The 21,906-nt window shown below is 57.4% G+C and carries 19 protein-coding genes and 3 tRNA genes; 18 read left to right on the forward strand and 4 right to left on the reverse strand.

Annotation, left to right across the window (positions count from 1 at the left end):
• Positions 1–7 precede the first annotated feature (7 nt).
• Positions 8–1,252 (reverse strand): cytochrome P450, encoded by a 1,245-nt coding sequence (locus FS819_RS05040; protein WP_156550744.1) that lies wholly within the window; start codon positions 1,250–1,252, stop codon positions 8–10.
• Between the two features lie 44 nt (positions 1,253–1,296).
• Complete coding sequence (locus FS819_RS05045) at positions 1,297–2,532, reverse strand: diguanylate cyclase (protein WP_156550743.1); 1,236 nt, start codon at positions 2,530–2,532, stop codon at positions 1,297–1,299.
• A 396-nt stretch (positions 2,533–2,928) separates the two neighbouring features.
• Here FS819_RS05045 and clpP point away from each other — a divergent pair, with 396 nt between their 5' ends.
• From clpP to FS819_RS05075, 6 genes are all read left to right on the forward strand, one after another.
• Complete coding sequence (gene clpP, locus FS819_RS05050; RefSeq protein WP_015915638.1) at positions 2,929–3,561, forward strand: ATP-dependent Clp endopeptidase proteolytic subunit ClpP; 633 nt, start codon at positions 2,929–2,931, stop codon at positions 3,559–3,561.
• A gap of 288 nt (positions 3,562–3,849) precedes the next feature.
• Positions 3,850–5,127, forward strand: coding sequence for an ATP-dependent Clp protease ATP-binding subunit ClpX (clpX, locus tag FS819_RS05055; protein WP_015915639.1), 1,278 nt, complete (start codon positions 3,850–3,852; stop codon positions 5,125–5,127).
• A 589-nt stretch (positions 5,128–5,716) separates the two neighbouring features.
• Positions 5,717–8,137 carry an endopeptidase La gene (gene lon / locus FS819_RS05060; RefSeq protein WP_041696436.1) on the forward strand — a complete coding sequence of 807 codons (2,421 nt, stop codon included), beginning with the start codon at positions 5,717–5,719 and terminating at the stop codon, positions 8,135–8,137.
• 327 nt (positions 8,138–8,464) lie between these two features.
• The gene (gene hupB, locus FS819_RS05065) at positions 8,465–8,740 is read left to right on the forward strand and encodes a DNA-binding protein HupB (RefSeq protein ID WP_015915641.1); all 276 of its coding nucleotides are present in this window, start codon (positions 8,465–8,467) and stop codon (positions 8,738–8,740) included.
• 333 nt (positions 8,741–9,073) lie between these two features.
• On the forward strand, positions 9,074–9,220 hold the full coding sequence (locus tag FS819_RS05070; protein WP_498724484.1) for a DUF2256 domain-containing protein: 147 nt from the start codon (positions 9,074–9,076) through the stop codon (positions 9,218–9,220).
• Positions 9,217–10,551 carry an MFS transporter gene (locus FS819_RS05075; protein WP_156550742.1) on the forward strand — a complete coding sequence of 445 codons (1,335 nt, stop codon included), beginning with the start codon at positions 9,217–9,219 and terminating at the stop codon, positions 10,549–10,551. Before FS819_RS05070 ends, FS819_RS05075 begins: the two co-directional genes overlap by 4 nt.
• Before the next feature lie 3 nt (positions 10,552–10,554).
• Here the strand turns inward: FS819_RS05075 and FS819_RS05080 are convergent, their stop codons facing one another.
• A complete protein-coding gene (locus FS819_RS05080) occupies positions 10,555–11,073 on the reverse strand; it encodes a MarR family winged helix-turn-helix transcriptional regulator (protein WP_156550741.1) in 519 nt (172 codons plus the stop codon).
• A 219-nt stretch (positions 11,074–11,292) separates the two neighbouring features.
• On the opposite strand from FS819_RS05080, the gene FS819_RS05085 reads away from it, so the two are divergent.
• The 3 genes from FS819_RS05085 (at position 11,293) to FS819_RS05095 (ending at position 14,667) form a co-directional block, all read left to right on the forward strand.
• Positions 11,293–12,891 carry an AMP-binding protein gene (locus tag FS819_RS05085; protein ID WP_156629841.1) on the forward strand — a complete coding sequence of 533 codons (1,599 nt, stop codon included), beginning with the start codon at positions 11,293–11,295 and terminating at the stop codon, positions 12,889–12,891.
• A gap of 11 nt (positions 12,892–12,902) precedes the next feature.
• The gene (locus FS819_RS05090) at positions 12,903–13,736 is read left to right on the forward strand and encodes a p-hydroxycinnamoyl CoA hydratase/lyase (protein WP_156550739.1); all 834 of its coding nucleotides are present in this window, start codon (positions 12,903–12,905) and stop codon (positions 13,734–13,736) included.
• Positions 13,737–13,903: 167 nt separating this feature from the next.
• Positions 13,904–14,667, forward strand: a protein-coding gene (locus tag FS819_RS05095) for an IS5 family transposase (RefSeq protein WP_498724306.1) whose coding sequence is annotated in 2 segments (ribosomal slippage) — positions 13,904–14,231 and positions 14,231–14,667 — 765 coding nt in all. Because the reading frame shifts where the segments join, the coding sequence is not laid out codon by codon here.
• Positions 14,668–14,751: 84 nt separating this feature from the next.
• On the opposite strand, the gene FS819_RS05100 is transcribed toward FS819_RS05095, so the two are convergent.
• A tRNA-Val gene (locus FS819_RS05100) sits at positions 14,752–14,827 on the reverse strand.
• Between the two features lie 538 nt (positions 14,828–15,365).
• On the opposite strand from FS819_RS05100, the gene FS819_RS05105 reads away from it, so the two are divergent.
• The 9 genes from FS819_RS05105 (at position 15,366) to FS819_RS05145 (ending at position 21,721) form a co-directional block, all read left to right on the forward strand.
• Positions 15,366–15,442 (forward strand) — tRNA-Asp (locus FS819_RS05105).
• A gap of 61 nt (positions 15,443–15,503) precedes the next feature.
• A tRNA-Asp gene (locus tag FS819_RS05110) sits at positions 15,504–15,580 on the forward strand.
• 225 nt (positions 15,581–15,805) lie between these two features.
• Positions 15,806–16,171, forward strand: coding sequence for an NADH-quinone oxidoreductase subunit A (locus tag FS819_RS05115; protein WP_070167276.1), 366 nt, complete (start codon positions 15,806–15,808; stop codon positions 16,169–16,171).
• On the forward strand, positions 16,162–16,749 hold the full coding sequence (locus FS819_RS05120) for a NuoB/complex I 20 kDa subunit family protein (protein ID WP_015915649.1): 588 nt from the start codon (positions 16,162–16,164) through the stop codon (positions 16,747–16,749). Before FS819_RS05115 ends, FS819_RS05120 begins: the two co-directional genes overlap by 10 nt.
• A gap of 17 nt (positions 16,750–16,766) precedes the next feature.
• Positions 16,767–17,369, forward strand: coding sequence for an NADH-quinone oxidoreductase subunit C (locus tag FS819_RS05125; RefSeq protein ID WP_015915650.1), 603 nt, complete (start codon positions 16,767–16,769; stop codon positions 17,367–17,369).
• A 19-nt stretch (positions 17,370–17,388) separates the two neighbouring features.
• On the forward strand, positions 17,389–18,579 hold the full coding sequence (locus tag FS819_RS05130; protein WP_156550726.1) for an NADH-quinone oxidoreductase subunit D: 1,191 nt from the start codon (positions 17,389–17,391) through the stop codon (positions 18,577–18,579).
• Positions 18,580–18,836: 257 nt separating this feature from the next.
• On the forward strand, positions 18,837–19,637 hold the full coding sequence (gene nuoE / locus FS819_RS05135) for an NADH-quinone oxidoreductase subunit NuoE (protein ID WP_156550725.1): 801 nt from the start codon (positions 18,837–18,839) through the stop codon (positions 19,635–19,637).
• Positions 19,638–19,640: 3 nt separating this feature from the next.
• Entirely contained in the window at positions 19,641–20,945 is a 1,305-nt protein-coding gene (nuoF, locus tag FS819_RS05140) for an NADH-quinone oxidoreductase subunit NuoF (protein WP_070150394.1), read from the forward strand.
• Positions 20,946–20,989: 44 nt separating this feature from the next.
• Entirely contained in the window at positions 20,990–21,721 is a 732-nt protein-coding gene (locus FS819_RS05145) for a helix-hairpin-helix domain-containing protein (protein WP_156550724.1), read from the forward strand.
• Positions 21,722–21,906: the final 185 nt, after the last annotated feature.

Below are 21,906 nucleotides of genomic sequence, written 5' to 3' on the forward strand. Positions count from 1 at the left end.
GCTGCCGCTACCAGACGAGATCGAGCTTTTCCAACCCGTGGAAATGATAGAGGTCCTTGACTTTTGGGGTCCCTGCCAACGCCAGACCCGGCAGGCGCTGGAACAGCAACGGCAGCACCAATGACAGTTCCAGCCGGGCGAGGGGCGCGCCGATGCAGAAATGAATGCCGGCGCCGAAAGAAAGGTTGGCGCCATCATTGCGCTGCGGCTTGAAGGTGAGAGGATCTGGAAATTTGCGTGGGTCGAGATTGGCCGCGGCCAGGATCAGACCGATCTTATCGCCTTGGCTGAAGGAGACACCGTCGATCTCGCAGGGCTCCAGGCAGTAGCGCTGGAAAATATGCACCGGCGCGCAGATCCGCAGACATTCCTCGACCGTGCGTTCCGTGGCGGCTGTATCGCCAAACAACCCCTTTGGGTCCAGCCCGCTCTCTAGGATGATCCGCACCGCATTGCCGATCTGGTGGACGGTTGCTTCATGTCCGGCATTGAGCAGCACCACGGTCGTCGAGATCAACTCGTCATCGGTGAGATACTGGCCCTTATGCTCGGTATGGATCATGTGGCTGAGCAGGTCGTCACGCGGCTCGCTGCGGCGCTCGGTAATGACACCGCGCAAATAATCGGAAAACTCCCGGGCAGCGCGCTCGGCGGCATCCTCATGGGCGCGGGTGCGGTTGAAAACATACATGCCGACATAATCATGGCTCCACGCCAGCAATTGCGGCCCCATTTCGTCGGGAATGCCGATCATCCGGGCAATCATCGTCACCGGAATGATTTCGGCGAAGGAAGACAGCAATTCCGTTTTGCCTTGCGCTTCGAAATCATCGATCAACGTATTGGCGAGCGCGAGAATATCCGGCGTCATTTTCTCGACATGGCGGGACACGAACGCACGGTTAACCAGCGTCCGCAGCCGTGTATGCTCCGGCGGCTCCAGTTCCAGCAGCGACCAGGCCTCTGCGGCATCGAAGGCTCTCGTATGGGCGGCAGGCTCCGGCCAGCCGAGTTCTTCGCGGCTGGCGATCTGCAGGATCTGCCGGCCGAACCGCTTGTCGCGCAGCAAACCATTGACCAGGTCGTAACCGGTGAAAAACCATTGCTGCTGCTCACGCCAGAAAAATGTCGGCGCCTGCGCATGTAGCATGGCATAGACCGCATTCGGGGCTTCGAAAAAACCGGGATGGCCAGTGTCGAGACTGACCGATCTCTGGTGGGGATCGAGGGAAAAAAACGAGGAATGCGGCATGATCGGTTCGCGGATTCTTTCTTGACGAGGCTGAAAGAGCCTCCTCATTCGAGATGTTGCTGTGTCGAACGCTGGCTGAGACGGCGCAGGGCTGCGACCTGACGGTCTGCCTCATTGTCGATTGCCGCCGGTGTGCCGCGTTCCTCGTTGGGCGTCAGGCAAAAAACGCTTTCGCCACGCGCCACGGCAGTTCTGTTACGACCATCTGCTTTGGCCGTATAGAGGCCGTGATCGGCCTGACGCATGGCTGTATCGAAGTCGAAGGCCTCGACGGAGGCCGCAGAGAGGCCAATGCTGGTGGTCAGCCTGACAACGCCCTGTTCTGTGGTGATGGGGGTCGAGGCAATCATGTAGCGGATCCGCTCGGCAACGCCGGCAGCTTGGCGCAGGTCCGCAACAGGCATGACGGCGCAGAATTCCTCGCCCCCGGAGCGGGCGAAAATCGCGCCACTGCCAAGTGCGCTACCTGTCATCTGCGCGAAGTTGGACAAGACCGTATCGCCGGCCTGATGGCCGAATGTATCATTGATATGTTTGAAATAATCGAGATCGAACACAAGAAGGGCCAGAAACCGGTCTCTGGCGACAGTGTGTTTCAGTTCACCTACGGTCTCGATCAGGCCACGCCGGTTCAGTACGCCGGTGAGGGGATCGGTGCGCGACAATTGCTTCAGTTCCCGTTCGTTCCGATCCATGACGATCCGGGCCAGAAGCACCATGGCCGAGACCAGGCAGACAATGACGAACAGGCCGATATAGTCGCTGAGGGCAACCTCATGTTGGCCTTCCGGCATGCCGATCAGGCTGGCGGAACCGATCACCGCACATGACAGCGCTTGCAGCGTCCACAAGGCCGCAAGCATCCGACGATATTTCCGTGCCGTCATACGCGACGTCATGGCCGTGACCGCGAGCATCACGAAGCAAAGCATGCTGGCAAATTGATGGGTCGCCAGACGATAGGCGTAGGTATCCCGTATGACCGGATGGATCAGGACGAGGCCCCAGAGCAGCAGCGGTGCCGCGATCCACCAGCCGGGTTTGCGCCCGTCAAACAGCCGCAGCGCGCAGATCCAGAAACAGAAGCCGCACAGCACGATGGCGTTGCCGCCGTAAATTGCCAGCGGCAGCGGTAGGTCGTTGCGAAGCGCGATCAGCATTGCGCCAATGCCGTGACAGGCAAACCCGATGGCCATGTAACAATAATAGCGATGCTGTGGCGCGCGCAGCCATATGGTGATCAGCAGGACCGCCAGCGTGATCGCCTGGGTCCCCCACATCAAAAAAGCTGTCTTGATGTCGAGCAAGGCGGTCGGCCCTCGTCATTCTCTGGTTTTATGCTTCCGAATGAAAGCCGGGATGATCTATCGGTGATCATAATCGATTTTTTCTTTTGGTTGCAAATTCCGATTGGACCTATCACGCCCTATTCACCATGTTGTCGATTTTCTGTGTATGGCTTGGCCGGGCAAGCCACCGCCCATGGGGCGCTTTGGGTAAAACAGCGAGAATGCGAGAACCAATCCATGCAAGCGATTAAGGATATCGTGTGCTCGCGTCTTGAAGTGTTGGGGGCGAACACTCTATGTAGGGATTGACAGCATTTGAATTGATTCCCTCAGCCCGGATCGGCATCGGGCCTGACAGGCTTCGGGAATGGGTTGAAAAGGACGGACATGAGAAATCCAGTTGATACCGCCATGGCTCTGGTGCCTATGGTTGTGGAGCAGACCAATCGCGGCGAACGGTCCTACGACATCTACTCGCGTCTGTTGAAGGAGCGCATCATTTTCCTGACCGGACCGGTCGAGGATCATATGGCGTCGCTTGTCTGCGCCCAGCTGCTGTTTCTGGAAGCGGAAAATCCGAAGAAGGAAATCGCGATCTACATCAATTCTCCCGGCGGCGTCGTGACTGCCGGCATGGCGATCTACGATACGATGCAGTTCATCCGTCCGGCCGTCTCGACGCTGTGCGTCGGCCAGGCCGCCTCGATGGGATCGCTGCTTCTGGCGGCCGGCGAAAAGGGCATGCGCTTTGCGACCCCCAACGCTCGCATCATGGTGCATCAGCCGTCCGGCGGTTTCCAGGGGCAGGCCTCCGACATCGAGCGTCATGCCCGCGACATCATCAAGATGAAGCGTCGCCTGAACGAGGTGTATGTCAAGCACACCGGCCGTACGCTGGAAGAAGTCGAGCACACGCTCGACCGCGACCACTTCATGGAATCCACGGAAGCCAAGGATTGGGGTCTGATCGACAAGATCCTGACGACGCGCTCCGAAATCGAAGGGGTAACGCCTTCTTGATGTCTTTTGGCGGTGGGCTTTCGATGGAAACGCAAGGCCGGATCCATCCAGGGGGTTTAAACTGCCGCCGAAAGCGCTAATAGTTATTAAGGCTATGTTGAGCTTTTATGACATAGCCTGAATATTCTCAGAGGTTCTCGTTGCCGTCAGCTCATGAATGTGACTTTTGAGAGCTGAATAGTACCTCTGAACCGAATTTCGCCCGGATGGTCGGGCGTGCGGTATCGGGCGACATGACTAGACCGCGAGCCGGTAAATGGCGGTGCGGCGTGCTGGAAGGAAAAAGTTATGAGCAAGGTCAGCGGAAGCAACGGCGGTGACTCGAAGAATACCCTGTATTGTTCGTTCTGCGGCAAGAGCCAGCACGAGGTCCGGAAACTGATTGCCGGCCCGACGGTTTTCATCTGCGATGAATGCGTCGAACTCTGCATGGATATCATCCGCGAGGAAAACAAGAGTTCGATGGTCAAGTCGCGCGATGGCGTGCCGACACCGCAGGACATCATCAAGATCCTCGACGAATATGTGATCGGCCAGAGACAGGCCAAGAAGATCCTGTCCGTCGCTGTCCATAATCATTACAAGCGCCTGTCGCATGCCTCCAAGGGCGGCGATGTGGAGCTGGCGAAGTCGAACATCCTGCTGGTCGGGCCAACCGGTTGCGGCAAGACCTATCTTGCCCAGACGCTGGCGCGCATCATCGATGTGCCTTTCACCATGGCGGATGCGACAACGCTGACGGAAGCCGGCTATGTCGGTGAAGACGTTGAAAACATCATCCTGAAGCTGCTGCAATCGGCTGATTACAATGTCGAGCGCGCCCAGCGCGGTATCGTCTATATCGATGAAGTCGACAAGATCAGCCGCAAGTCCGACAACCCGTCGATTACCCGCGACGTGTCTGGCGAAGGCGTGCAGCAGGCGCTGTTGAAGATCATGGAAGGCACTGTTGCTTCGGTTCCTCCTCAGGGTGGCCGCAAGCATCCGCAGCAGGAATTCCTGCAGGTTGATACGACCAATATCCTGTTCATCTGCGGCGGTGCTTTTGCCGGTCTCGACAAGATCATCTCGGCTCGTGGCGAAAAGACCTCGATCGGCTTCGGCGCGACGGTTGTGTCGCCGGAAGATCGCCGCGTCGGCGAAGTGCTGCGCGAACTGGAGCCGGAAGATCTGGTCAAGTTCGGCCTGATCCCGGAATTCATCGGTCGTCTGCCGGTTCTGGCGACGCTGGAAGACCTGGACGAGGACGCGCTGATCCAGATCCTGTCCGAGCCAAAGAATGCACTGGTCAAGCAGTATCAGCGCCTGTTCGAAATGGAGGACGTCGAATTGTCCTTCCACGAGGACGCGCTGCGCGAAATCGCCCGCAAGGCGATTACCCGCAAGACCGGCGCTCGTGGCCTGCGTTCGATCATGGAAAAGATCCTGCTCGACACGATGTTCGAACTGCCTGAGCTTGAAGGTGTGCGCGAAGTGGTGATTTCCGATGAAGTGGTGCGCGGTGCCGCCCGTCCGCTCTACATCTATGCGGATCGCCAGGAAGAAAAGGCCAACGCTTCGGCGTGACCCTCCGCAAATCTCTGAACAGCTTTGAAGCCCGCCATGTGCGGGCTTTGGCGTTTCTACGGGGTGGGGCCGTATCGGTGCTTGGATCTATGTTTCTTGTCGGTTGTCTTTTCGGGAAAACCGGGTCCCACTTTTCCCTGCCAAACTCTAAGTCGTTTGCAGGGCGTTTTTGAATAGTTTATGACTATCACAAGGTGCTTCGCGCGATGTGACAGATTCGGTCGAAGGCAGGTTTGCCCCAGGCGAGTGTTTGATCTCTTCGGATGCTGGAATGCCTGGCGCGCGCATCAGGGTAGGGCGGCTTCGGTCGCAGTGGTTGGGCAGTGCCGGTGCGTTTTGTTGTTGCTTGCTGTCGCGTCAATCAACCGTTTGTATTGTGTTTCCGCACGATGGGCTCGACCCGGATAGGTCTGAGCCGGAATATCATGCAACAGGCCCCAAGCTGTTACGCCACGGTGGTGGCTGAGCGCTGAAAGGCTTGAATTTTAGATCTTGGGTCTCCACTTTAACCGGTGAGACAGGACCATGTCCCCCGCGGCTTTTGAGCGCGGATTTGGGTCCCGGCAACGGGACGATGAAAGGAACTGGAATGACTAAAGTGACCTCTGTCACCGGCGAAACCAATACCTATCCGGTATTGCCGCTGCGTGACATCGTGGTGTTCCCGCACATGATCGTGCCGCTCTTTGTAGGGCGCGAGAAGTCTATTCGTGCCCTCGAAGAAGTCATGGGCTCCGACAAGCAGATCATGCTGGCCACCCAGATCAATGCAAGCGATGACGATCCATCGGCCGATGCCATCTATGAGGTCGGCACGGTCGCCAATGTCTTGCAGCTTTTGAAATTGCCTGACGGCACCGTCAAAGTGCTGATCGAAGGCAAGGCGCGCGCCCGGATCTCTGGCTATACCGGACGTGAGGACTTCTACGAGGCCCATGCCGATCTGTTGCCTGAACCCGCCGAAGATCCGGTTGAAGTCGAGGCTTTGAGCCGGTCTGTGGTGTCGGAGTTTGAAAATTACGTCAAGCTGAACAAGAAGATCTCGCCGGAAGTGGTGGGGGCTGCCAGCCAGATCGAAGACTATTCGAAACTGGCCGACACGGTTGCCTCGCATCTGTCGATCAAGATCACCGAAAAGCAGGAAATGCTGGAAACGGTGAGTATCAAGACACGGCTTGAAAAGGCGCTTGGCTTCATGGAGGGCGAAATTTCCGTTCTCCAAGTGGAGAAGCGTATTCGCTCGCGCGTCAAGCGCCAGATGGAAAAGACCCAGCGCGAATATTACCTGAACGAGCAGATGAAGGCGATCCAGAAGGAACTCGGCGACGGCGAGGAAGGCCGCGACGAGATGGCCGAACTGGAAGAGCGCATTGCCAAGACCAAACTGTCCAAAGAAGCCAAGGACAAGGCCGATGCGGAGCTGAAAAAGCTCAAGCATATGAGCCCGATGTCGGCGGAAGCCACTGTCGTGCGTAACTACCTCGACTGGCTGCTCGGTCTGCCCTGGAACAAGAAGTCCAAGGTGCGGATCGACCTCAACGCGGCTGAAAAAATCCTCGACGAGGATCATTTCGGTCTCGACAAGGTCAAGGAACGGATCGTCGAATATCTGGCTGTGCAGGCGCGTGCCACCAAGCTCAAGGGGCCAATCCTGTGCCTCGTCGGTCCTCCGGGCGTTGGCAAGACGTCGCTCGCCCGCTCGATTGCCAAGGCTACAGGACGCGAATATGTCCGTATGGCGCTGGGCGGCGTGCGTGATGAGGCCGAGATCCGCGGTCACCGCCGGACCTATATTGGCTCCATGCCCGGCAAGGTCGTGCAGTCGATGAAGAAGGCCAAACGGTCCAACCCGCTGTTCCTGCTCGACGAAATCGACAAGATGGGCCAGGATTTCCGTGGCGATCCGTCTTCGGCTCTGCTCGAGGTGCTGGATCCGGAACAGAACGCAACCTTCATGGACCATTACCTGGAGGTCGAATACGATCTGTCCAACGTGATGTTCATTACGACCGCCAATACGCTGAATATTCCCGGCCCGCTGATGGACCGCATGGAAATCATCCGGATCGCCGGTTACACCGAGGATGAAAAGCTCCAGATCGCCAAGCGGCATCTTCTGCCCAAGGCGATCAAGGAGCATGCGCTGCGTCCGGAAGAGTTCTCGCTGGCGGATGATGCGATCGTCTCGATCATCCAGCAATATACCCGCGAGGCCGGTGTGCGCAGTCTCGAGCGTGAATTGATGAAGGTCGCCCGCAAGGCCGTGACTGAAATCATCAAGGGTAAGTCGACCTCTGTTGCGGTTACGGCGGCTAGCATCAACGATTATCTCGGCGTTCCGCGTTATCGTCATGGTGAGGCCGAGGGCGAGGATCAGGTCGGTATCGTCACCGGTCTTGCCTGGACGGAAGTAGGCGGCGAATTGCTGACCATTGAAGGCGTGATGATGCCGGGCAAGGGCCGCATGACGGTAACTGGCAATCTGAAGGAAGTGATGAAGGAATCGATTTCGGCGGCGGCATCCTATGTCCGCTCGCGCGCCGTCGATTTCGGCATCGAACCACCGCGCTTTGATAAGTCGGACATTCACGTCCACGTGCCGGAAGGTGCGACGCCTAAGGACGGTCCGTCGGCTGGCGTGGCAATGGCAACCGCCATCGTCTCGATCATGACGGGCATTCCGGTCAACAAGGATGTGGCGATGACGGGTGAAATCACCCTGCGCGGTCGCGTCTTGCCAATTGGCGGGTTGAAGGAAAAGCTGCTGGCAGCACTTCGCGGCGGCATCAAGAAGGTTCTGATCCCGGAAGAAAACGCCAAGGACCTGGCGGATATTCCAGACAATGTGAAGAACAATCTTGAGATCGTCCCGGTCGCCCGGATGGGTGAAGTGATTGCCCATGCGCTGGTGCGCATACCAGAGCCGATCGAGTGGGATGGCACGGTGGAAACGCCTGCTGTCGGCACGGTCGAAGGTGTCGATGATTCAGGCGCAACCGTGGCGCACTGAGCCGTCTTTGCCACGATCCTGCCCAATTGGCGGAAAAACTTCGAAAAGGCTGGCCTTCGGGCCAGCCTTTTTTGTGCAAACATCACCAGAAGCCTTGTTTTTCAGGCGATTGCGGTGCTTTTGGCTTGCGACGGGCATGGGCATGAGTATTGTCCGCCCGACTTGGAATTTTTGAGTCATGCCGGAGGCCATCGAAAATGGCGGTCGGTATTCCTTTGTGATCCTCTCGGGCGCCTGGCGCTTTGCGGTGGTCGCGGTTCCTCGATGCGGGGATGCGTTAGCATCTTCGCCGCTTTGATATTCATGTCATACAGAAAGGGTGGAAACATGAACAAGTCCGAACTCGTAAACGCAGTTGCCGATAAGGCCGGTCTCAGCAAGGCCGACGCAGCTTCCGCCGTGGACGCCGTCTTCGACACCGTCCAGGCGGAATTGAAGAATGGTGGCGACATTCGCCTCGCCGGTTTTGGCGCCTTCACGGTTTCCCATCGCGAAGCCTCGAAGGGCCGCAATCCTTCGACCGGCGCGGAAGTCGATATTCCTGCCCGTAACGTTCCGAAGTTCACGGCCGGCAAGGGCCTGAAGGACGCTGTTAACAGCTGATCCTGCTAGAGTTTGTCAGGGAAAAGTGGAAACCGGTTTTCCCGAAAAGACAAACGAAAACAAGAGTAGCTAGAGTCTGTCTGGTTCAATCTGAACCTGACAGACTCTAGCGGCAAACCTGCCAGTTCTATCGAAAACCCGGCTCTCAAGCCGGGTTTTTTGTCTTTTTGCAGGAAGGAGGCATCTCGTTGCCGTTTCACTGATCCAAGATGGTCGCTGCTTCGAAATAGCATTGAGTTCAATACAAATTGGCTGCCGCAAACGAGTTGCCAATGGTCCATCAGAGAGGCGCCCGTGGTCACGAAGAAAGCCAATCTCCCGACCAAGCTCTGCGTGGCCTGTCAGAGGCCTTTCGCGTGGCGTAAAAAGTGGGCGCGCTGCTGGGAGGAGGTTCGCTTCTGTTCCGAGCGCTGCCGTAACCGCAGGGCATCGTTCCGAAAATTGGAGATGGCCCGTTCGAGAGTGTCGCACACCTCATGAAGCCGCTGTCGAACCTGACTTTGCTATTTTATGCGCTTCCGGCCCTGCCTTTGGCAGCCATTGCTCTGCCGCTCTATATCATCGTGCCGTCCGTCTATGCCGGGCGGTTCGGTATTGCTCTGTCGGCCATTGGGGCCGCTTTGCTGGCCATTCGCTGTCTGGATGCGATCACCGATCCGCTGATGGGTTGGCTTGCGGACCGCATTCCCGGTCGGTATGGCCGCCGCCGCCTGTTCTTTCTATTGTCGCTGCCGCTGACGGCGCTCTCCGCTTACATGCTGTTCAGCCCGCCGGAAGGGGCAGGGCTTGCGCATCTGGTGGTTTGGGGCTGTCTTTTGTCGATTGGCAGTACCTGGACAAGCCTGCCCTATACCGCTTGGGGGGCCGAGCTGGAGACCTCCTACGACGGGCGGGTCAGGCTTTCAGCCTGGCGTGAGGGTACGACGCTGCTCGGCACGCTTCTCGCCATCTCGCTGCCTTTCCTGGGGCAGGCATCCACGGCAGGCGCCCAGCCGGACCTGAATGCGATTGCTGTTATGGTGGCGGTGCTATTGCCAATTTTTGGTGCCATTGCGGTATGGCGCGTGGCGGAACCGGTGGATTTTTCGAAGACCCGGCTTTCCCTGCAGAAGGGTCTGGGCTTCCTGCTGGCCAATAGCGCCTTTCTGCGGCTGGCCATGGCTTTCCTGATGAATTCTCTGGCCAATGCCATTCCCGCTTCGCTGTTTCTCTATTTCGTCGCGGCGCGGCTGGAGGCGCCTGAACTTCAGGGGCCTTTGCTGTTTGCTTATTTTCTTTCGGCGGTCGCTGGCGTGCCGCTTGCGGTTTTCGTGGCGCGGCGGCTGGGCAAGCACCGGGCCTGGTGCTGGGCCATGCTGCTCAGCTGCGCGATATTTGCCTTGGGTGGCCTGCTGGGGCCGGGGGATGCCTGGCTGTTTCTCGGCATCTGCGTGGTGACCGGCGTCTTGCTCGGCTTCGATCTGGCGCTGCCGCCCGCCATCCAGGCCGACGTAATCGATCAGGACACATTGGCGTCAGGCGAACAACGGTCCGGGCTCTATTTCGCCGCCTGGAGTTTCGTCACCAAGCTGGCCTTGGCGCTTTCTTCCGGTATTGTCTTTCCATTGCTGGCTTTAGCAGGCTTCCAGCCGGAAGGCGGCGCTCAAAGCGGGCAGGCGCTTTACGCCTTGTCGGCGCTTTATGCTTTCTTGCCGATCCTGTTCAAGCTGCTCGCCATCGCTCTTATGTGGCGGTTTTCCATCGACAGCACGCACCAGCAAGCCACTCGACAGAAAATCGAGCAGCGCCAGAGGGATATAGCAAACCCATGATGATCAGGTCTGTGGTGTCGTGGATGGCTTGGGCAGGGCGCGACCGTCCTGATAGATGCGCCGCAGGAAAGACAGCAGCTGGGCAAGCTCGTCTTTCGAAAACCGCTCGGTAAAACGGGCTTCATGGCCATGGCGAAGCTCTTTTGCCGCAGCCAGAACACGCTGGCCTTCCTCGGTCACGAAGAGTTCCTGGCGTCGGCGATCCACCTGGGAAGGCCGGCGCTCGACGGCGCCCCGACCTTCGAGCTTGTTGATCAGCGCCATCATGGTCGCCTTGTCCATTCTCAGGCTTTGGGCAAGATCGATCTGGCTGGCCCCGGCATTGTTGTCGATCAATTCCAGTACGGCAAATTGCTTCGGGGTTAAGGCCAGCCCCGACATGGTCGCCTGAAAATCCTGAAACACCGCGACATTGGCCAATCGCAAATGAAAGCCAAGGACTTTTTCCAGGTCGCCGAAGGCCACAGTTCCGGAAAATTCCGGGGTTTCGAAATCGTCAGTCGCCTGTTCCGGTCCGTCCATGCGCTCAATCCATGTTCGATAATGCCTTCAGGTTGAGGATGCGTAGCATCTCCAGCCTGATAAGATACGGCTCACTCCGGTGATAAACCCATAAGCCCAAAAGGCAAAGCGCCATATTTGACCTATGCATCGCGCAGATTTCGCTTGTGCTGCCAGAAAGACAATATAATATGTACTACATACTAAATGGCCGTCGGGAGAACGGGCCAGGGAGGATATATGTCGCACTATGGTGGCGCAGGTTTGCGCGATACGTCTGCTTTTGCCGGCATGGTTGCCGAGGATCCGGTTCGATTCCGCGCCAATAACGGTCCTGATCGGCCAGCCGTCATGGAGCTTGCGACCGGGCAAACACTGACATTTTCCGAGTTCGATACGCTGATCGGGCGATGCGCCGCTCATCTTGATGATGTGATTGCGAGCGCAGGGACGGGGCAGGACAGCCCAGCCCGTATTGCCTATCTCGGACGCAATTCCACTGCCCAATTTGCGGTTTGTTTTGCCTGCCAGCGTATCGGTGCGATCTTCGTGCCCTTGAACTGGCGCTTGAGCGCCCGGGAAATTTCGTTGATTCTTGCTGACTGCGAACCGGCGCTTTTGCTTTACGATGCGGAATTTGCCGAAACCGGTATCAGTTTCGAAGTCGAAAGCCTTGTTGTGACCGGCAAGGGAGGCTTTCTGGACAAGGCCTCGGCATTGGAGCCAATCACACCCCGTTCTTCATCTGCCGACCGTACTTGCGTGATTCTCTACACATCCGGGACGACAGGCGTGCCAAAGGGCGTACTGCTCAATGCCCGCAATCTGTTTTTCTCCGCCTTGAATTTTGCTTTCGTCGGTGAGGTGACGCCGGAGTCGGTCGTGCTTTGCGACTTGCCGTTTTTCCACACGATCGGTTTGGTGGCTCTGGCGCGCACCGCAATGGTGATGGGCGCCCGGCTGGTCATTTCTGATCGCTTCATCGCCGAACGAACGATTGCCACCATGGCGGATGCCCAAATCGGCGTGAGCCATTATTGTGGTGTGCCGCAAATGGCCAGTACGTTGCGGAGCTCGCCGAATTGGAACCCGGCTGCATTGCAGGGTTTGAAGGCGATCTTTCTGGGTGGTGCGCCTTTGCCACCGGTGCTGATCGAGCGTTTTCTCGATGACGGCATTGCGCTGGTCAATGGCTACGGGATGAGCGAAACCGGCACGGCCTATCATATGCCGCTCGACCGGCAACTCATCGCCCGTCATCCAGGCAGTATCGGTTTTGCCGCCCCACTGCTTGAAACCCGGGTTGTTGATTTCGATGGCGCCGATGTCACCAATGGCGGGGTCGGTGAAATCTGGCTACGAGGACCGAGCGTCACCGAGGGCTATTGGAACCGTCCGGACCTGACCGAGGCAGCCTTCACCGATGGCTGGTTTCGCAGCGGCGATATGGCGCGGGTCCAGGACGGCGTCGTCTATCTCGCAGACCGCCTGAAGGACATGTATATCAGCGGGGGCGAAAATGTTTACCCGGCTGAGGTCGAGGCGGCGATTGCCGCCCATCCCGGCGTTGCCGATGTTGCGGTCATGGGTCTTGCCCATGCCGAATGGGGCGAAGTTGGCCTGGCGCTGGTCGTCGCTGGCGACGGTAGCTTACGTGATCACGACATCCTACGCCATTGCGCGGATCGGCTTGCCAGCTTCAAACGGCCCAAGCACGTTGTGTTTGTGGATACCATTCCTCGCTCCGCTTCCGGCAAGGTGCAGAAGCACATTTTGCGCGAAGCCTACACTCACCTTTCATCCAGCTCGACATCGGCGTCCGGACAGCCCGGCGCATAAGGAGACATACTATGACAGTTGCAGAAAAATCCGACGCAGACACCGTACTGGTCGACATTGAAGACCGAATCGCCTTCGTGACCTTCAACCGGCCTGAAAAACGCAATGCGATGAACCCGGCGCTGAATATCCGCATGGCGGAAATCCTTGATGAGCTGGAAGCTGACGACCGTTGCGGTGTGCTGGTGTTGCGCGGGGCAGGAACCTCATGGTCTGCCGGCATGGATCTTCAGCAATATTTCCGCGACAATGACGACAAGCCTCGCCACGCAACACTGAAAAGCCGCCGCCAGTCGGGCGGGTGGTGGCAGCGCCTGACTTATTTTGAAAAGCCGACCATCGCTATGGTCAATGGCTGGTGCTTCGGCGGTGCCTTCAATCCGCTGGTGGCCTGCGATCTGGCGATTGCCGCCAATGAAGCCACTTTTGGACTCTCGGAAATCAACTGGGGCATCCTGCCGGGTGGCAATGTGACTCGCGCTGTCGCTGAAGTGATGAATCACCGTGATTCGCTGTATTACATCATGACCGGCGAGCCCTTCGGTGGTGAGAAGGCCCGGGATATGGGCCTGGTCAACGAATCGGTGCCACTGGAAGAGTTGGAAACCCGCGTCCGCAAACTCTGCGCCAGTCTGCTCGAAAAAAATCCTGTGACAATGAAAGCCGCCAAGGACACGTTCAAGCGCGTCCGCAACATGCCCTGGGAACTGGCCGACGACTATATCTATGCGAAGCTGGAGCAAATGCTGCTGCTGGACAAGACCCGGGGCCGTGACGAGGGCCTGAAGCAATTCCTGGATGACAAGACCTATCGCCCTGGGCTTGGCGCTTACAAACGGAAATAAACTTCCGAACGATCAATAATTCTTAGGTATGAAAGACCCGCAGAACCACTGGCGGGTCTTTTTTTGCCAATTGGGGAAGCGATCACTAGGCTGTAGTGACAAATTAACGACTGGGATTCCCTTTCCGTCGCAAATCAGATTCAACGCTAACTTTTGGAGGTTTAGCGATGGATGGTGAGGTTCTCCGAGATGACCAGTGGGAGCGTTTGAAACCGTTTGTTCCCGGCGGTCGTAAAGGTAAACGCGGCCCACGCAGCGACGGTCGGCGGTTCTTTGATGCGATTTTATGGCTTGCCCGGTCTGGAGCCCGCTGGCGAGATCTGCCGGAAGACCGCTTCGGCTCTTATCAGGCAGTCAAACGGCGTTACTATCGTTGGATCGAGCAGGGCATTTTCGACGAGATTTTCGAGGCCGTCGCTGCGGACCCGGATTTGGAGTGGCTGTCCATCGACGCCACTGTGATCCGGGCTCAGGCGCAAGCCGCTGGCGGACGCCGAAAAAGGGGGGACCGCAAGCCCAGGCTCTCGGTCGCTCCAGAGGTGGATTTGGCTGCAAAATCCATGCGGTCGTTGATGCGCTAGGGTTGCCGGTTCGTTTTCAACTCGGGCCCGGACAGCAAAATGACATGGCTCCAGCCTGCGACCTCGTTCGGGGACTGCCAGCTCAAAAGGTGCTTGCAGACCGTGCCTATGATGCCGATCATCTGCACGATGTCATTCTCGAACAAGGCGGTGAACCGGTCATTCCGCCGCGACGGCATCGCAAGTACCAGCATGCCTATGATCGCATCGCTTACAGGCAGAGATGGGGTATTGAGAGCTTCTTTGCCAAGCTCAAGCAGTGGCGGCGTATCGCCACGCGATATGACAAACTCGCCGCCAACTTTCTCGGGTTCATTAAGCTCGCCAGCATAATGCTATGGATCAATTGATTAAATTGTCACTACAGCCTAGAACGAAACACAGCTCCGCGCTGATGGCATACACTGTTCAATTCTGGACTATAAAAGGAAAAATGGTGGGCGATGAGAGACTCGAACTCCCGACATCCTCGGTGTAAACGAGGCGCTCTACCAACTGAGCTAATCGCCCTTCGCGTCATCGGGTCGTGCCCGCCGCGTCGGTGGCTGTGATCTATTCGGTCGTTGAAAAAACCGCAAGAGGGTTTTTTGCTTTTTTTGATTTTTTTACGACGGCAAGATGACGGCTGGATCAAAAACCCTGCAGTTCCGGGCTTGTCGCTTCCTTTCGAAAAGGGGAGGCCGCCTTCGGTATTCTGCTATAGGGCGTGCGCTATGGCCTCGTTCTCAACAGGGCGCGGTTTTCTCTTGTGGCACCCGGTCTGGATTGGCGGTGGGGATCGTGTGACATGCGCAGGATGGCCGAAGGGCCGCACCTGGCAGTCAATACGGTCGGCGTCGTTTGGTCGGTTTGTTCTCGCGGCCTGTTTCGATCCCTGTGCCTGTGCACAATCGCCGGTGTTTTCTGTCCATCAACAGCGAAAAATCATTCTGTCACGTTTTTGTTTTCAATGCTGCTTGACACCCACCAAGGAACCACTTAGTTAGCCGCTCATCGAACGGCACATGACGGTCGGTAAGCGGGGAAGCAAGCTTCCCACCAGGAAATTGCGGGTGTAGCTCAGTTGGTTAGAGTGCCGGCCTGTCACGCCGGAGGTCGCGGGTTCGAGCCCCGTCACTCGCGCCATCCTGGTACTAAAAGTGAATGGCTTTCCATTCAGATGCCTATGACAAGGCATCATCAATGCGCGGGTGTAGCTCAGTCGGTTAGAGTGCCGGCCTGTCACGCCGGAGGTCGCGGGTTCGAGCCCCGTCACTCGCGCCATTTTTCCACCTCCTTAGTCCGTTGTATCTTTTGAACTGCAACGTACTATATACCAGCCTTCAATCTTGGTGTTAAAGTCTTTGTGTGCATGTGCGAAATGCGGTAAGCGCACTTGCGCACGGGCGCTGGCTGCGCTAACCAACAGCTCGTTGCAACAGTCTTTTTGGCTTGTCGGCGCACCGCCGTGAACGTCGCCCGGCGTTTTGACAAGCAAGGATGGATACGATGACTGAACTCCTCAGTTCCTACCTTCCGATCATGGTTTTCGTCGGAATTGCGATGGTTATCGGCATAGCCCTTCTGGTGACGCCGTTTGCCGTGGCATTCAAGGCGCCAGACTCGGAAAAGCTTTCTGCCTATGAATGCGGCTTCAATGCTTTTGATGATGCCCGCGTCAAATTCGATATTCGATTTTACCTCGTGTCGATTCTTTTTATCATCTTCGATCTCGAAGTTGCCTTCCTGTTTCCGTGGGCGGTTTCCTTCGGTGCGATCGGCTGGTTTGGTTTCTGGTCTATGATGGTGTTTCTCGGCGTGTTGACCATCGGATTTATCTATGAATGGAAGAAGGGAGCCCTGGAATGGGAGTGAGCCAAAGCGATCACCAGACCTTGGTTGCACCGCAGCCGAAGGGTATTCTGGACCCTGCCACCGGCAAGCCGGTTGGCAATGACAGCACGTTTTTCGGCGAGATCAATGATGAGCTGGCCGATAAAGGGTTTCTCGTCACTTCCACTCAGGCTTTGATTACCTGGGCGCGCACCGGATCTTTGATGTGGATGCAGTTCGGTCTGGCTTGTTGCGCCGTCGAAGGTCTGATGCAGGCCTCTGGCCCGCGTTACGACATGGAGCGTTTCGGCGTCGCACCGCGTGCATCTCCGCGCCAGTCGGACGTGATGATTGTCGCGGGAACCCTGACCAACAAGATGGCGCCCGCCTTGCGCAAGGTCTATGACCAGATGCCGGAGCCGCGCTATGTGATATCCATGGGTTCCTGTGCCAATGGCGGCGGTTACTATCACTATTCCTACTCCGTGGTTCGGGGTTGTGACCGGGTCGTGCCTGTCGACATATATGTGCCGGGCTGTCCCCCCACGGCAGAGGCGCTACTCTATGGCGTCCTGCTGCTTCAGAAGAAAATCCGCCGCACCGGCACGATCGAGCGCTAAGGCGAGGGACCGACAAGATGAGTGAAGCCCTGCAAGTGCTGGCATCCCACATCACCGAAAACAGCGGTGGTCTCGCTTTGTCGAGCACCGTTGCCTTTGGTGAACTGACGGTCACTACGACCGTCGAAAATATTTACGCGCTGGTGACTTTCCTGCGTGACGACGCCCGTTGCGGCTTCATCAATATCATCGACATCTGCGGTGTGGATTATCCCGAGCGTGTCGAGCGTTTCGAGGTGGTCTATCATTTCCTGGCACCGAAGCAGAATCAGCGCATCCGCGTCAAGCTTTCCACCAGCGAGGACAAACCGGTTCCGTCGATCTGTCCGTTGTTTCCAGGCGCCGACTGGTTTGAGCGCGAGGCCTGGGATCTCTATGGCGTGATGTTTACCGGTCATCCGGACCTGCGTCGTCTGCTGACCGATTACGGCTTTGAAGGCCATCCGCTGCGCAAGGATTTTCCGCTGACAGGCTTTGTTGAAGTCCGCTATGATGACACGGTCAAGCGGGTGGTTTATGAACCGGTTGAGTTGAAGCAGGAATTCCGTAGTTTCGACTTTCTCTCGCCTTGGGAAGGCACGGATTACGTGCTGCCCGGCGATGAAAAAGCCGCGAAGTAAGGGAACGGAAGGCGAGACCATGACTGAACATTCCGTCCGTAACTTCACGATCAATTTCGGCCCTGAACACCCATCTGCGCACGGCGTTTTGCGTCTGGTGCTGGAGCTAGACGGCGAAATCGTTGAGCGTGTCGATCCGCATATCGGCCTCTTGCACCGTGGCACCGAAAAGCTGATCGAAGCCAAGACCTATTTGCAGGCATTGCCCTATTTCGACCGGCTGGACTATGTCGCACCGATGAATCAGGAACATGCCTATTGTCTGGCTATCGAAAAGCTCCTCGGTCTGGAAATTCCGATCCGTGGCCAGCTGATCCGGGTTCTCTATTCCGAAATTGGTCGCATCCTGTCGCATATCATGAACGTCACCACGCAGGCGATGGACGTTGGTGCGATGACGCCACCGGTCTGGGGCTTCGAAGAGCGCGAAAAATTGATGGTATTCTATGAGCGGGCCTCTGGCGCGCGCATGCATGCCGCCTATTTCCGTCCCGGTGGCGTTCACCAGGATATTCCGGCCCAGTTGGTCGAGGATATCGGCGCTTGGTGCGATCCGTTCCTGAAAGTTCTCGATGACATCGAAGGTCTGTTGACCGAGAACCGGATTTTCAAGCAGCGCAATGTCGATATCGGCGTTGTCAGCCTGGAAGATGCCTGGAAATGGGGCTTCTCCGGCGTGATGGTTCGCGGTTCGGGTGCAGCCTGGGATTTGCGCCGCTCGCAGCCTTACGAATGCTATTCCGATATGGAGTTCGATATTCCGGTTGGTAAGAATGGCGACTGCTACGATCGCTATCTGATCCGCATGATGGAAATGCGCGAATCGGTGAAGATCATGAAGCAATGCGTCAATCGCCTGCTCGGCGATGCGCGCGTTGGTCCGGTTTCGTCTGTGGATGGCAAGGTCGTGCCGCCGAAACGGGGTGAGATGAAGCGGTCGATGGAAGCGCTCATCCATCACTTCAAGCTTTACACTGAAGGCTTCCACGTGCCGGCTGGCGAAGTGTATGCGGCCGTCGAGGCGCCGAAGGGTGAATTCGGGGTCTATCTGGTGGCGGACGGCACAAACAAGCCGTATCGCTGCAAGATCCGCGCTCCTGGGTTCGTGCATCTGCAGGCCATGGACTTCATGTCGCGCGGTCATCAGCTTGCTGACGTGACGGCGGTGCTGGGGTCTCTCGACATCGTGTTTGGTGAGGTGGATCGTTGATGCAGCTTATCCTCTCGGATCGTCAGTGTGGTGTTCCTCTTGCAGCCTCGGTTGCGGGTCGGCACTCTGCATTGAAATCCGTTGGGACCGAACGGCACTGTCCCGCCAGGCCGTCTGCTCTGCAGGCGGCAATCGGGCTTTCTGCCGCATTGCTCGTCAGCGTCCACGAGAAGGACAATCTGAACGCAGGCCGGGATGCCGTCATGGCGACGCATCCAGGCCTTCTGTTCAAAAACTGAGATAAGGCGTGAGGAAGTATGTCCGTTCGTCGTTTAGCCGAAGATCAATTCCAGCCCGCATCCTTCGCTTTTAGCGAGGAGAATGCCGTTTGGGCCGAAGCCACCATCCGCAAATATCCGGAGGGTCGTCAGCAATCCGCTGTCATCCCGCTGTTGATGCGGGCGCAGGAGCAGGACGGCTGGGTCACCAAGGCGACGATCGAATTCGTCGCGGACAAGCTGGACATGCCCTATATCCGCGTGCTCGAAGTGGCGACCTTCTATACCCAGTTCCAGTTGAAGCCTGTTGGTACCAAAGCCCATATCCAGGTCTGCGGTACAACGCCCTGCATGCTGCGCGGCTCGGAAGAGCTGATGAAAATCTGTAAGAAAAAGATCCATCCGGAACCTCTTGAGCGTAATGCGACCGGAACCCTGTCATGGGAAGAAGTCGAATGTCAGGGTGCCTGCGTCAACGCGCCGATGGTCATCATCTTCAAGGACGCTTATGAGGATCTGACACCCGCGCGCCTCGAAGAAATCATCGACGCCTTCGAAGCCGGCGAGGGTGGCGAGGTCAAGACAGGTCCGCAGATCGAGCGAGTATTTTCTGCTCCTGAAGGCGGGCTGACCAGCCTGACGGAAGAGATCACCCCGGTCCGTTGGGGCGAGGGACAATCTGGACAGGATGAGGTAGCGGTTCCACCGGCTAATGCCGGTCGTCCGACAACCGATACGCCGATAACCGATCCGAAGCTGAAGACGCCCGCCACCGACAAGCCGGCAGCGAGTGAAAATGCGAAAGTCTCCGGCGACAATGCCGACAAGGCCAAGGGGTGAGAGATGTTACAGGATAAGGACCGCATTTTCACCAATATCTACGGCCTCAAGGACAAGTCCCTGAAAGGCGCGATGAGCCGCGGCCACTGGGACGGGACCAAGCAGATCCTGGAAAAGGGACGCGACTGGATCATCAATGAGATGAAGGCCTCGGGTCTTCGTGGTCGTGGCGGCGCAGGCTTCCCGACAGGTCTGAAGTGGTCCTTCATGCCGAAGGAAAGCGACGGTCGCCCGCATTATCTGGTCGTTAATGCCGATGAGTCCGAACCCGGCACCTGTAAGGACCGGGAAATCATGCGCCATGATCCGCATACGCTGCTGGAAGGCTGCGTGATTGCCGGTTTCGCCATGGGCGCCCACGCCGCCTATATTTACGTGCGCGGCGAATATATGCGCGAACGCGAAGCGCTTCAGGCCGCAATCGACGAGTGCTACGAATACGGATTGCTGGGCAAAAACAACAAGCTTGGCTGGGATTATGACATTTACGTTCACCATGGCGCAGGGGCCTATATCTGCGGCGAGGAAACGGCTCTTCTTGAAAGCCTTGAGGGCAAGAAGGGCCAGCCACGCCTGAAGCCGCCGTTCCCGGCGAATATGGGTCTCTATGGCTGCCCGACGACGGTCAACAATGTCGAGTCGATAGCGGTCGCACCAACCATCCTGCGCCGTGGCGCTGGCTGGTTCTCGTCCTTCGGTCGCCCGAACAATGTCGGTACCAAGCTGTTCATGATCTCCGGTCATGTCAACAAGCCCTGCACGGTTGAAGAAACCATGGGGATCACGTTCCGCGAACTGATCGAGCGGCATGCCGGCGGCATTCGCGGCGGTTGGGACAATCTTCTGGCTGTCATTCCCGGCGGCGCGTCCTGTCCAGTGGTCAAGGCGGAAGATATTATTGACGTCCCCATGGATTTCGATGGGCTGCGTGATGTGAAATCCTCGTTCGGTACCGCAGCGATTATCGTCATGGATAAGTCCACCGATATCATCAAGGCGATTGCCCGGTTGTCGCAGTTCTTCAAGCACGAGAGCTGTGGCCAATGCACGCCGTGCCGTGAAGGGACTGGTTGGATGTGGCGGGTGATGGAGCGCATGGTGAAGGGCAATGCCCAGAAGCGTGAAATTGACATGCTGTTCCAGGTCACCAAGCAGATTGAAGGACATACCATCTGCGCGCTTGGCGACGCGGCGGCTTGGCCGATCCAGGGCCTGATCCGTAATTTCCGGCCTGAGATCGAGGCCAGGATCGATGACTATACCCGCAAGTCCATGGACCATGGCGCGGTGATGGAAGCGGCTGAGTAACGTAGGCTCCGGTTACAGTGGCGCCGAGTAACAAAGGTGATGCGATGGTTGAGGCTTCGAAACGGACGGGAACGGATGCATCGGCAAAGCCGGCTGACACCAGTCGCGGCGCTGAGACGGCCGGATCGTCGCTGCATGCCTTGATGGCCAATCCGATGGCTGCCTTTGCGGCTGCCACGGTGCTGGGTTTCGGTTTTGCCACCCAGATGACTGGTGTGATGCTCGGTTCCATGCAAACGATGATGGACAAGCCCGCCCGTCGGACGAAGGACGATGTGCCGGAAGATAAAGCTGATGATCAGATTTCTGCCGCATCCGTTTTAGAGGTCAATTTGAAGCCTGAAACGCAGCTGAAGCCAGTCGATGCTCCGGTTTCGGATGCAGCGGTTCCGCCCAAAGCGGCACCTGCACGCCGTCCAGTCGCAAAAGCAAAGAGCAAGCCGCAGACTGCCAAGCCGGTAAGAAGCCAGGCAGTGCAGTCGGCCAAAAAGCCGACAGTCGCGCCTGTGACGCCTATAGCGGAACCCGAAGTGAAGGCCGCGCCTGTTGCCGTCAAGCCTGCCCGGCGGCGCGGCAAAAAGGTCGATCTGAAGGCAATCGGCGGTGTCGGGCCGAAGGTTCAGGAAATGCTCAGTAAACTTGGTGTTCATGGCCTTGATGATATCGCCACCTGGACGCCCGAAGATGCGGCACGGATTGATGCAGAGCTTGGTCTCGACGGTCGGATCCTGCGTGATGACTGGATCGGACAGGCCCGCAAGCTGACCGGTGCTTGATTAGGCAGGTGTGCCGACGTCGGTTTAGGAATTGTGATTGAGATAGAATGTGTTACGACGTGTTTTGTGTCTCATGTATGAAGCACGGCACGGAAAAGATGGGCGAAGGCCTATTGGATGAATTGAGGGCGCTCTGCCGCCATGCATCCCATCTTGAGTGATGGGATACAAAGCAGGCGAGCGGT

The organism is Allorhizobium sp. Av2, from assembly GCF_021462805.2.
Classification (GTDB): Bacteria; Pseudomonadota; Alphaproteobacteria; order Rhizobiales; family Rhizobiaceae; genus Allorhizobium; species Allorhizobium vitis_G.

Bases quoted from the DNA above. Each gene is read 5' to 3' on its own strand.
- hupB (WP_015915641.1), top strand. From the start codon at position 8,465: ATGAACAAGTCCGAACTCGTAAACGCAGTTGCCGATAAGGCCGGTCTC.
- FS819_RS05045 (WP_156550743.1), bottom strand. From the start codon at position 2,532: ATGTGGGGGACCCAGGCGATCACGCTGGCGGTCCTGCTGATCACCATA.
- FS819_RS05115 (WP_070167276.1), top strand. From the start codon at position 15,806: ATGACTGAACTCCTCAGTTCCTACCTTCCGATCATGGTTTTCGTCGGA.
- FS819_RS05085 (WP_156629841.1), top strand. From the start codon at position 11,293: ATGTCGCACTATGGTGGCGCAGGTTTGCGCGATACGTCTGCTTTTGCC.
- nuoF (WP_070150394.1), top strand. From the start codon at position 19,641: ATGTTACAGGATAAGGACCGCATTTTCACCAATATCTACGGCCTCAAG.
- FS819_RS05040 (WP_156550744.1), bottom strand. From the start codon at position 1,252: ATGCCGCATTCCTCGTTTTTTTCCCTCGATCCCCACCAGAGATCGGTC.
- FS819_RS05080 (WP_156550741.1), bottom strand. From the start codon at position 11,073: ATGGACGGACCGGAACAGGCGACTGACGATTTCGAAACCCCGGAATTT.
- lon (WP_041696436.1), top strand. From the start codon at position 5,717: ATGACTAAAGTGACCTCTGTCACCGGCGAAACCAATACCTATCCGGTA.
- clpP (WP_015915638.1), top strand. From the start codon at position 2,929: ATGAGAAATCCAGTTGATACCGCCATGGCTCTGGTGCCTATGGTTGTG.
- nuoE (WP_156550725.1), top strand. From the start codon at position 18,837: ATGTCCGTTCGTCGTTTAGCCGAAGATCAATTCCAGCCCGCATCCTTC.
- FS819_RS05145 (WP_156550724.1), top strand. From the start codon at position 20,990: ATGGTTGAGGCTTCGAAACGGACGGGAACGGATGCATCGGCAAAGCCG.
- FS819_RS05090 (WP_156550739.1), top strand. From the start codon at position 12,903: ATGACAGTTGCAGAAAAATCCGACGCAGACACCGTACTGGTCGACATT.
- FS819_RS05125 (WP_015915650.1), top strand. From the start codon at position 16,767: ATGAGTGAAGCCCTGCAAGTGCTGGCATCCCACATCACCGAAAACAGC.
- FS819_RS05130 (WP_156550726.1), top strand. From the start codon at position 17,389: ATGACTGAACATTCCGTCCGTAACTTCACGATCAATTTCGGCCCTGAA.
- FS819_RS05120 (WP_015915649.1), top strand. From the start codon at position 16,162: ATGGGAGTGAGCCAAAGCGATCACCAGACCTTGGTTGCACCGCAGCCG.
- clpX (WP_015915639.1), top strand. From the start codon at position 3,850: ATGAGCAAGGTCAGCGGAAGCAACGGCGGTGACTCGAAGAATACCCTG.
- FS819_RS05075 (WP_156550742.1), top strand. From the start codon at position 9,217: ATGAAGCCGCTGTCGAACCTGACTTTGCTATTTTATGCGCTTCCGGCC.